At 43.5% G+C, this 10,564-nt stretch carries 10 protein-coding genes; 8 read left to right on the top strand and 2 right to left on the bottom strand.

The window, feature by feature from the left end:
* Positions 1–420: 420 nt before the first annotated feature.
* A complete protein-coding gene (locus B9N78_RS16005) occupies positions 421–1,122 on the bottom strand; it encodes an epoxyqueuosine reductase (RefSeq protein WP_085104089.1) in 702 nt (233 codons plus the stop codon).
* A 36-nt stretch (positions 1,123–1,158) separates the two neighbouring features.
* Entirely contained in the window at positions 1,159–2,391 is a 1,233-nt protein-coding gene (locus B9N78_RS16000) for an SLC13 family permease (RefSeq protein WP_085104087.1), read from the bottom strand.
* 216 nt (positions 2,392–2,607) lie between these two features.
* Here B9N78_RS16000 and dnaE point away from each other — a divergent pair, with 216 nt between their 5' ends.
* From dnaE to B9N78_RS15960, 8 genes are all read left to right on the top strand, one after another.
* Positions 2,608–6,129: a DNA polymerase III subunit alpha gene (gene dnaE, locus B9N78_RS15995; protein WP_085104085.1), complete on the top strand. Its 3,522-nt coding sequence runs from the start codon at positions 2,608–2,610 to the stop codon at positions 6,127–6,129.
* 39 nt (positions 6,130–6,168) lie between these two features.
* On the top strand, positions 6,169–6,555 hold the full coding sequence (gene queD / locus B9N78_RS15990; RefSeq protein ID WP_170921452.1) for a 6-carboxytetrahydropterin synthase QueD: 387 nt from the start codon (positions 6,169–6,171) through the stop codon (positions 6,553–6,555).
* A 4-nt stretch (positions 6,556–6,559) separates the two neighbouring features.
* Positions 6,560–7,027: a D-aminoacyl-tRNA deacylase gene (dtd, locus tag B9N78_RS15985; RefSeq protein WP_085104081.1), complete on the top strand. Its 468-nt coding sequence runs from the start codon at positions 6,560–6,562 to the stop codon at positions 7,025–7,027.
* A 133-nt stretch (positions 7,028–7,160) separates the two neighbouring features.
* A complete protein-coding gene (locus B9N78_RS15980; RefSeq protein ID WP_085104079.1) occupies positions 7,161–7,592 on the top strand; it encodes an ATP-binding protein in 432 nt (143 codons plus the stop codon).
* Entirely contained in the window at positions 7,574–7,903 is a 330-nt protein-coding gene (locus B9N78_RS15975; RefSeq protein ID WP_085104077.1) for an STAS domain-containing protein, read from the top strand. Before B9N78_RS15980 ends, B9N78_RS15975 begins: the two co-directional genes overlap by 19 nt.
* A gap of 27 nt (positions 7,904–7,930) precedes the next feature.
* Positions 7,931–9,040 (top strand): FapA family protein, encoded by a 1,110-nt coding sequence (locus tag B9N78_RS15970; RefSeq protein WP_085104076.1) that lies wholly within the window; start codon positions 7,931–7,933, stop codon positions 9,038–9,040.
* A 6-nt stretch (positions 9,041–9,046) separates the two neighbouring features.
* Complete coding sequence (locus B9N78_RS15965; RefSeq protein WP_085104074.1) at positions 9,047–9,802, top strand: motility protein A; 756 nt, start codon at positions 9,047–9,049, stop codon at positions 9,800–9,802.
* 14 nt (positions 9,803–9,816) lie between these two features.
* Positions 9,817–10,563 (top strand): OmpA family protein, encoded by a 747-nt coding sequence (locus B9N78_RS15960; protein ID WP_085104072.1) that lies wholly within the window; start codon positions 9,817–9,819, stop codon positions 10,561–10,563.
* Position 10,564: the final 1 nt, after the last annotated feature.

Raw genomic sequence — 10,564 nt, 5'->3', positions numbered from 1 at the left:
CTAAATCAAACCGCTTTCGCTGTCAATCACTTTTTAAAAGTTTTTACTGTCATTCTTCCTGCGAACAACTCGTGTTCGTGCTGCTTTCAGCCTTAAAGGAAGCTGGCGAAACCTACTCAAGTAAGCTCGTTCAGTCAACAACTAATTTAACTTTTTTTTTCAATGATCTCCGAGACTTAACTCGGTTACGCCCCTTTCGGAAGCGCGGAGTCGGAAACTATATAATCACCGTCTCAATGTCAACCGTTTTGTGACCGGTCAGTCAAAAAAAATCCCGGGAAGTGCTGTGGCGTTCAGCCGTTGCCGACCCGAGAAAGAGGTTCTATGTAAATCACTCCAAACAGTCAACAGGTTTTTGAATTATTGTGGATATCCCATGAAGATACAGCCGGTTAACACTGTAAGCCATAAACGTAGCCCCTACCGCAACTTGCTACCCCATGGGCAAACCTTAATACAGACCCCGCAAATTAACCCACTTACGTTTGGCAAATGCTGAAACTCTCCAGTCAGCTTCAAAACACACTTGCTGAAATCCAATGCTTCATCACGGCTCTTGTAATAATCTTTTGTTGAACGGTCTTTGATGGCTCCCGCAGGACACGCTTCTGTACACTTCCTGCACTTGCCGCAACGATTAGCGATAGGAGAGTCAACAGACAACGGTGCATTCGTCAAGATTGTAACCAGCCTTACCTTCGAACCGTATTCAGGCGTTATCAAGAGCAGGTTTTTACCTTGCCACCCAAGCCCTGCTATTCGTGCAACAGCTTTATGGCTGATCGCTCCATGCCATTCTTCATGATCAATTATCTGAGATGCCGGGATAGGCAAGCTAAGATATCCATCCGACTGAAGCTTCTTCGCCCCCTTATAAGCGACTTCATCCAGTAATCTGTTCACATTCTGATACATGGAACTATAAAGAGGTGTCGGTTGATCAATAATAAAATCAAACACAGCTCTCGGAATGCGCATGGCAATGGATACTGCGTGAGTGAATGGTGAAAGCAGGTTGTCAGGGATAGTTTTCAACTCGGATAGTGAGTGAACATCTGTAACGCCGACAAGGTCAGCGCCTTCTTTCTTTAAATACTCTTTCAACTTCTCAGTATATTCCATTTTAATCTCTCTATCGTTTAAATTACTATACGCTTCCTACCCATATACATAAGGAATAACCTTCCACACCCACGCCGACAGCAACAAGATTCCGAATATATTCAACACAAGTCCAAGCACCAACATAGTTCGCAATGACACCTTTCGCATCTCCCCGTAGGCCAGACTATTGCAAGGTGTGGCTATGGGAGTCATGAATGCACAGGTTGAAGCTATCGAAACCAGTATCATAAGCCCCATAGTGTTAGCGCCGAAGGAATCAGCTGTTTGCGCGACCACTGCAAAGAACGCAGTTGAAACAATCGTATTGCTCATCACTTCGGTGAGCATGATTACGACCATACCTGTTACCAGATACAGCAAATACCCGCTCTGCCCGTTTACAGCAAGCATGCTCAAAAGAGATTTGAACCACTCTGCAACATACATATCAATATCCAGAATCTTTACGAGTCCGACGACTGCTCCTAAAATCACCAAAAACAATATACCCTGCTTAGGAACTCCATCAAGTAGGCTGCTCCATTCCATCAACGACCCTTTACTCTCCGCACCTGCTAACCCTGTACGGACTCTTCCAAAGATCACTTTGAGAAAAATTGCTGTAAAGATAAGGGCAGCTATGAACTCGAACTCAGCATATACAGGAATAAACTCCCTAAGAACTGAAGTCAGTAACCAGAATCCTAAAAAGAAGCCGAAGATTTTAAGACCTCGTTTCTGTCTTATTGAAATAGATTTTGCCCTGCCCTGAAATTTTGTAGGGATTGTTCGTCCGCCCTTTGGAAGAGCAAGCCGTACTGTGAACCATGCAAGCATCAGGAACAACAGAACCAGTGGTACGGCCCATATAAACCAGTTAAAGAAGGTAATCTTATCCCTGCCGGCAACTTTAAAAAAGTCCAAGGCTCCAATAAGCAGCATGTTTGCAGGACTTCCGATAAGCGAACCCATGCCGCCGATATTTGCTCCATATATAATAGATAGCGTCAAAGGCGTTGTCATTGATTCAAGTTCCGCGTCGAGTTTGCGGATGACAGGAATCATTGCAAGCACGGTTACGGCATTGGGGATGAACATAGACATTCCCGCTGAAACGAATATCAGCGACAATAGAAGATAGTCAGCTCTTCCGCGGCTCAGGCTTACCGCCTTTTCCGAGAAATATTCTGGCAGCCGGACGGCGGCGATAACCCTATACAAAATGTATCCGGTAGCAAAAAGCAAAAGCAAAGGACCACGTTCATATATATATAGTAGGGATGTCATGCGGATATTTTACCTGTGCAGTTATTATTGGCTGAGACTAAGCTGGTATTAACCATATTCAACATCCTGACAAATATATATATTTTAAACAGGGGTTCAACATGGACGATAAACTGATTTCATTAATTGCCCAAATCGTGTTGACTAGTCCAGCTTAAAGCAAATACTACCACTTCAAACGACTTTAGAAAACTATCTCACTATCAGGAATAATATATGTCAGAATTTGTCCATCTACATGTTCACACCGAATACAGCCTGCTTGACGGTGCTATCCGCATTAAGGATTTATGTCAGCGAGCTAAAGATTTAGGAATGCCTGCTGTTTCCATTACCGACCACGGAACCATGTTCGGAGCCGTGGTGTTCTATATGACTGCGCTTGAAATGGGCATAAAACCTATTATCGGTTGTGAAGTATATGTGGCCCCGGGCGACATTGATGACGAGGACGCGCACAAAAGAAAAGATCGCAGGGAGCGGTATCACCTGATACTTTTAGCTAAAAATCAGCAAGGATATAAAAATCTTATCAAGCTTGTATCTCTTGGATACCTTGAAGGATTTCACTACAAACCGCGCGTAAGTAAATACCTGCTCAATAAATATAGTGAAGGACTGGTCTGCCTTTCTGCCTGCCTTGCAGGTGAAGTGTGCAAATCGCTGATGAATGAAGGAATCGATGCGGGCGTTAAAATGGCGCAGACTTATGCCCAGATTTTCCCTGACAACTTTTACATTGAAATTCAGGCCAACGGGCTAGCTATACAGGAAGACGCCAATAAACTGCTGATCGAGTGTGCCAACCGCACAGGCTTACCTCTTGTTGCCACTAACGACTGTCACTATCTGACCAAAGATGACTACGAAGCTCACGACCTGCTCCTGTGCATTCAGACCCAGACAACTGTGGATGCTGAAAAAAGAATGCGTATGGATACCGATGAACTTTACTTCAAGGCCCCTGAAGAATTCGAAGAATATTTCGCACACGTTCCTGAAGCCATAGCCAACACTCAGCGCATCGCGGAAATGTGCAATCTGGAAATTGAACTCGGCAATTACTACTTTCCGGAATACGAGCTTGCGGAAGGGATGACCATCAACTCTGAATTCGAAAAACTTTGCCGTGACGGTTTGAAAAGAAGGCTGTCCAAGCTTCCATATGAAGTTGATGAAAAAAAATATTGGAAAAGACTCGATTATGAACTGGGCGTCATCATTGAGATGGGGTTTCCCGCATACTTTCTTATTGTTCAGGATTTTATCAACTGGGCAAAAGATCACCGCATTCCTGTCGGACCGGGCCGTGGTTCCGCGGCGGGTTCCATCGTTGCATGGTCACTGCGTATCACCAACATCGACCCGCTTCCGTTCGATCTGCTCTTCGAAAGATTCCTTAACGTCGAACGTATTTCAATGCCTGATATCGACGTTGACTTTTGCGAACGCAGAAGGCTTGAAGTAGTTAAGTACTGCTCTGAAAAGTACGGATGGGACCACGTAGCGCAGATAACCACATTCGGAACCATGAAAGCGAAAGCGGTTATCAAAGACGTAGGCCGCGCCATGGGAATGACCTTTGCCGAAACGGATAAGATTGCAAAGCTTATCCCCGATGATCCGGGGCTGCTGGCTAAAATGCTCGGCGTAAGTAAAGCTAAAATCAATGTTGAAAATGCGGTTAAAGCTGTCCCTGAACTGCAGAACATGGCAGATTTTGATCCGAAAATTGCCAAATTGATAGATATAGCCAAACGTTTGGAAGGAATGTCGCGCCACGCATCAACTCATGCGGCAGGTGTTGTTATATCAGACAAACCCATGATGGACTATCTTCCCCTTTACCTCGGTAAAAAAGGCGAAGTTGTTACCCAGTTCGACATGAAAAAGGTTGAAAAAGTCGGTCTGATCAAATTCGACTTTCTTGGCCTGAGGACCATGACTGTTGTCGAAGACTGTCTTGATATCATACGCGAACAGGGCAAAGAAGCTCCGGATCTCGAAAACCTTATTCTGGATGATCAGGCTACTTACGATATTTTCTGCAAAGGTGACACTGACGGTGTTTTCCAGGTTGAATCTTCGGGAATGCGTAAATATCTGCGCATGCTCAAGCCGAACTGCTTTGAAGATATTATCGCCATGCTTGCCCTGTACCGGCCGGGGCCGCTCGGTTCCGGCATGGTTGACGAATTTATTAAGCGTAAGCACGGTGAAATAGAAGTAAGCTATCTCTACCCTACTCTGGAAGCCAGTCTGGCCTCAACTTACGGGGTTATTGTTTATCAGGAACAGGTTATGGCGGCGGCTATGACCATCGCCAACTATTCACTTGGTGAAGGTGACCTGCTCCGGCGTGCAATGGGTAAAAAAGACCCTGATGAAATGTCCAAACAGCGTGTCAGATTCCTTGAAGGTGCCAGGGAAAATGAGATTCCTGAAAAAACGGCCAACGCTATTTTCGACCTTATGGAAGAATTTGCGGCTTACGGTTTCAACAAATCACACTCCGCAGCCTACGCACTTATTTCATATTACACAGCCTTCCTTAAGGCGCATTTTCCAGTAGAATTCATGGCAGCTCTAATGAGTACTGAAATGAATAATACCGAAAAAATCATCATATACATCAACGCCTGTCGTGACCTTGAGGTTACTGTCCGTCAACCGGATATCAATCTCGGCAAGGCCAGATTCTCTGTTCATGAAGGTGATATTATTTACGGAATGGCCGGGATTAAAAACGTCGGCGAAGAAGCTATTAATGAAATTGTTATCGAGCGGGAAAAGAACGGCCCGTTCGCCGGCCTGATTGATTTCTGTTCAAGAGTTAATCTGCGAAGAGTAACCAAAAGAGTCATTGAATATCTTATCAGAGCCGGAGCTATGGACAGCTTAGACGTAACCCGCGCCGGCCTGATGGCAGGTCTTGATAAAGCTGTTTCCTACGGTCAGAGAAAAACCAAGGAAAAAGAATCAGGTATGCTCAACATGCTTGATATGCTCGGAGGCTCAGGTGGAGCTGACAGCGAACCTGCCCCTGTAACTTTTGATGAATTTAACGCAGAAGAATGGGGGGACGAGGAAAAACTTAAACTTGAAAAAGAAGCTCTCGGTTTTTTCCTGACAAGCCATCCTCTGCTGGCCTACCGCCATGAGATGAAACGTCTCGGCATCGTTACAATTGATGAATGTAAACAAATGAGTAACGGAGCACAGGTCAGACTCGGCGTAATAATTCCGTCATATAAAGAATATGTCACCAAGAAAGGTGACAAAATGGCCTTCTGTCAAATGGAGGATATGACCGGATCCGGTGAGCTGACCATGCTGCCGAACACTTTTGCCGTTGCAGGACATTTTTTAACGCAGGATCAACCGCTGCTCGTAAAAGGTAAAATCGACCTGCGTGATCAGGAAGACGCCCCCTCGGATGCACCTAAGCAGGCAAAAGTTCTAGCAGAAGAAGTAAGTTTGCTGTCTAACGCTCAGGCCGGATGTCAGGAAGCGGTCCCACTTCCCGTTAACGGCGCGCACTGCTCTGAAGAAGGGATAAAAGAACTGAAAGCAATCCTCGGAGGATACCCGGGCTCTGCTCCGGTAACGCTGCAACTGTTTCTGGAAGAAGCAATCTGCTCTCTGCGGCTTGGGCCATCTTATTCAATAAGACCCAATGGAGACTTTTGGAAAGAATTCAATTCATGGCGTAAAAAAGGTTCAGTACAGGCAGGCTAAAAATTTCGTTAATAATATATAAGATACATGGAGATGATAATGAAACAGGGAAAATGGAAACTTAAAGTAAAAAAAGACTTTGCAGCGGCTCACCAGTTAAGAAACTACAACGGGAAATGCGAAAATATGCATGGCCATAATTTCGGTGTAGAAGTTGAAGTGGAAGGATGTAAACTTGATCCTGAAGTAGAAATAGTTATGGACTTCAAAGTGCTTAAAACCGAACTAGCGGATGTTTTAGAAACACTCGATCATAAAGACCTTAACAAAATCGAGTATTTCAAAAACAGAAATCCATCTTCGGAAAATCTGGCGCGCTATGTATATGAAGAAATGAAAAAAAGAGTTGAGACAGACGAAATCAAGCTGATTTACGCTTCTGTTTCTGAAAATGAATCATCAGTAGCGACATACAGCGAAATTTAATACAATGCGCTTAGTTATACAAAGAACCAGTAGAGCTAAAGTGGATGTCGGACCAAATACCGTTGGATCTATAGGTAACGGAATAATGGTGCTGGTGGGATTCGGAAAAGAAGATACCGCGGATCTCCCTGATTCAAAAGTTTGGGAAACAATCATTAATAAAATGATCGGCCTTCGAATATTTGAAGATACACAGGGAAAAATGAATCAGTCTCTGGAAGACTTTGGCGGAGACATCCTGCTTGTTTCGCAATTTACACTTTACGCATCATGCCGCAACGGAAGAAGACCGTCTTTTACCGGAGCGGCTGCCCCTGATCTGGCAAAAACATTATTTGAAAAACTTACTGAGGCTGTTAGAATCAAAGCTCCAGGCAAAGTCGAAACGGGCGAATTCGGAGCTATGATGAACGTGGACTTCGTTAACTGGGGGCCTGTTACGATTATTCTGGACTCACGCGATTTCACCTGAGATTCTGCTTTTAGCTTGACTTATTTAGCGAAAAAGAGAGGATTAGGGTTAATAAATCAGCTACTCATGTCGACAACAATTGCAACACATGATCGGAGCGACATTTCCGTTCAGTAAGGACATTGGAGCATTCATGCATAGTTTTGTGCTGGAAGCGGTTCCCAACCCTGAAGAAAGTAGAGAAATTGCCAGAAGAGCCGTTCTCATACTTAAAAAATTCATTTTAGATGAAAACATACTTCACGACATAGACTTGGTTTTGACTGAAGCATGCTCCAATGTAGCCAGACACGCTTATGAAAAAATCGCTGACTGCAACAAGCTGGAACTTAAAATAGAAATTTTCCCGCCGGATCACATTGTTCTGGAAATTGCGGACTGGGGGAAAGGTCTTTGTTCTGAATCAATTGACTTCTCCATGCCTTCGCCGGAAGCGGTAGGAGGACGCGGCATGTTCATTATGTCAAAATTGATGGATTCCTTCGAACTTGTTAAAGAAAATGGCAAGAACATAATCAGGCTAACTCGGAAAATAGAGGAAGATCAATGGAAGACGAAAGAATAACTATATCCGATGGAGTAATGACTCTAAAATTCGGAAAAGAAATTACTATTGAATCGCTTCACGGCTTTAAAAGTAATGTTGAAGCTAAAAGCAACTCTCCTGAAATTAAAATTGTTATTGCAAATCTTTCTGAAGCCCATTTTTTAGACAGCTCAGGAATAGGATTCCTTGTATCACTGAACTCCAGACTAAAAAGCCTTAATAAAAATATGTATCTACTGCGCCCGAGTGAGCAGATATGTAAGACATTAGAACTTGTCAGACTAATCTCATTTTTCAATCTGATTGATGACGAACTAGAGATATCCTAGATTTTTAAGCATCTTATGGGAAAGGACATGCCAAGACTTAAACATTTCTTTAATCCTGACTTCGATCATCAACACTTAACACCAACACAAAAAGATGACGGAAGCGTAGATTTTTATAATATAGGATATGTTCAAAGTGTTGTAATCGGACAAGTCCTTGCTCAGTGGGAAGACGATGACAACGGAGAAATTTCAAGTGAGTACAGATCCTATCATGAAAAAAAATTTCCTAGAGGTCCAAACACCACGAGCAATCCGGAAAATCGTGAGCAACTAATTGCTACCCGTAACGGGTACGTTTTTTATAATGATGACGGGCTGATCACAGTAAAAGAACTGCTCAATATCAGAGGGAACGCAGGTTTAAACACCGGTAATATTTTCTTTGTCGGCGACTTGATTGTGCATGGCTCAATCAAATCAGGTCTAGAGATAAGAGCCTACAATATCAACGTAAAAGGCGTTATAGAACGGGCAAAAGTCAATGCAGGCGGATTTTTAAAATGCGACGGGGGCATCAAGGGACACGGAGAAGCCCATATTGAAACAAAAAATAGTTTAAGGACTAAATTTTGCGAAAATGCTACGCTTGTAAGCGGTAAGAATATTATCATTGATAATAGTTGCATGCACACTAAAATTTATTGTGAAGGCAAACTGGCTGTCAAAGGCAGGCTTTGCGGTGGACCATGTTACAGCAACCAGTACATTTATGTGGGCGAACAACTTGGCGGAGGTCTCAGCACTCCGGCTCAGTTAATTGTCGGCTACAGCCCGCTTATGCTCTTGCAGATAGACAAAATTTCAGAGCAGATAGATAAGCTTACTGAGCAGATAACCGATTACTCCGGCAAGCTTCCAAACGGGTCCAGTTCTGAAATTGAATACAAAGATAAAATTGATAAATGTAAAGTGAAAATAAGCTACTTGAAGAACAAAAAAAAGCAATTGTGGAATAAGCTTGAACAGACTGCAAGACTTGATACATGCAGAATAATGGTTCCGGGAATTGTTAAAGTTGGTGTTGAAATCAGTATCGGGCAGGCATTTTTACAGGTGAATGAACCATTGGAAAATGTTTTTTTCTATTACGAAAACCATGAAATTAAAGTGGGTTCTCCCGCGCTAAAAAAATAAACACTTATGGATATTGCAACTCTAATAGGAATTGTCGGCGGATTAGGCCTCGTTGTCGCAACCATCATGATGGGAGGAAATGCGGCAGGCTTTATTGATGCGCCTTCTGCTGTTGTCGTTTTCGGAGGAACATTTGCCTCGGTCTTTATAATGTTCCCGATGGGAGTTGTGCTGAAGGCTTTTAAAATCGCCCTGAAAGGATTCTTCGCTAAATCACGCGATCCGAAAGCTATTATTGATCAAATTGTCGCCCTTGCTGAAACTGCAAGAAAAGAAAGTCTTGTCGCGCTGGAAAAAGTTGCGATAGATGACCCTTATCTGAAAAAAGGAGTCATTCTTGTGGCTGACGGTACTGATGACAGCATTGTCCGTGCTATCATGGAAATTGAAATTGATTTCATGAAGAAGCGGCATTTTCAAGGACAGTCTGTAATGAAAGGGATGGGAGCGATGGCTCCAGCCTTCGGTATGATCGGTACACTGATAGGTCTGGTTAATATGCTTTCCAACCTCAGTAACCCGGATGCTATCGGCCCTGCTATGGCAGTTGCATTGCTGACAACTCTTTACGGAGCAGTTCTTGCCAACGTAGTCTTTCTACCTCTCGCCAAAAAACTTGAAGAACGCTCTTTTGAAGAATCACTTTACATGGAGATTATGGTTGAAGGAGTTATTGCTATCCAAAAAGGTGAACACCCTTCTATCGTAAAGGAAAAACTTCAAGCATTCCTTGCTCCGGCCATGCGCGACGCAATGTCCTAAAATATAGGCCTGCCATGCCGAAAATAGTAATTCTTAAGCCGAAAAACAATGATCCGCCTCCAGAGGAAGGATTACCACCATGGATGGCAACATTTGCGGACATGGTTACTCTTTTATTGTGCTTTTTTGTATTACTCTTATCTTTTGCGTCAAATGATGCCGAAAAATTTAAAGAACTTCTCGGGTCAATTCAAGATGCTTTCGGTGTAACAATTGAACGACCTGAAGCGGATTTTCTAGCACTGACTCCTTCGGATCTTGAGCGCAAAGAAATAAAAATGGACAGCAACGACAAGCGACTGCTCGGACTTGTCCTGCACATTAAAGCACTGCTTAATGAAGACGCAGCCACCAGAAAATCTTCAGGTGTAAATGCAGATCGTGACGGAGTTTTGATGAGCACTGACAGCGCATCACTTTTTCAGCCGGGTACAGCCACATTAAAACCAGGTGCGGAAAAAACCCTCAACAAAGTTATAAGTGTTCTTAAAGAGAATAATTACGATCTGGTTGTCAGAGGCCATACGGACAACTCTGAAACAGGTTCAGAAAAATTCCCGACCAATTGGGAGCTTTCGTCTGCAAGAGCGGCCAGAGCTTTACGGTATATAGCTGAGCATGGCGATATATCGACCAAAAGGCTTAAAGCTGTAGGATATGCAGACACCCAGCCGCTTGTAAAAAACGATACTCCTGCCAACAGAGAGAAAAATAGAAGGATTGAATTTTTCTATCACAAACCTGCGGCAGATTCATGGTAGG

It is taken from the genome of Desulfovibrio gilichinskyi (assembly GCF_900177375.1).
Classification (GTDB): domain Bacteria; phylum Desulfobacterota; class Desulfovibrionia; order Desulfovibrionales; family Desulfovibrionaceae; genus Maridesulfovibrio; species Maridesulfovibrio gilichinskyi.
This window is presented reverse-complemented; position numbering and strand designations above follow the sequence as displayed.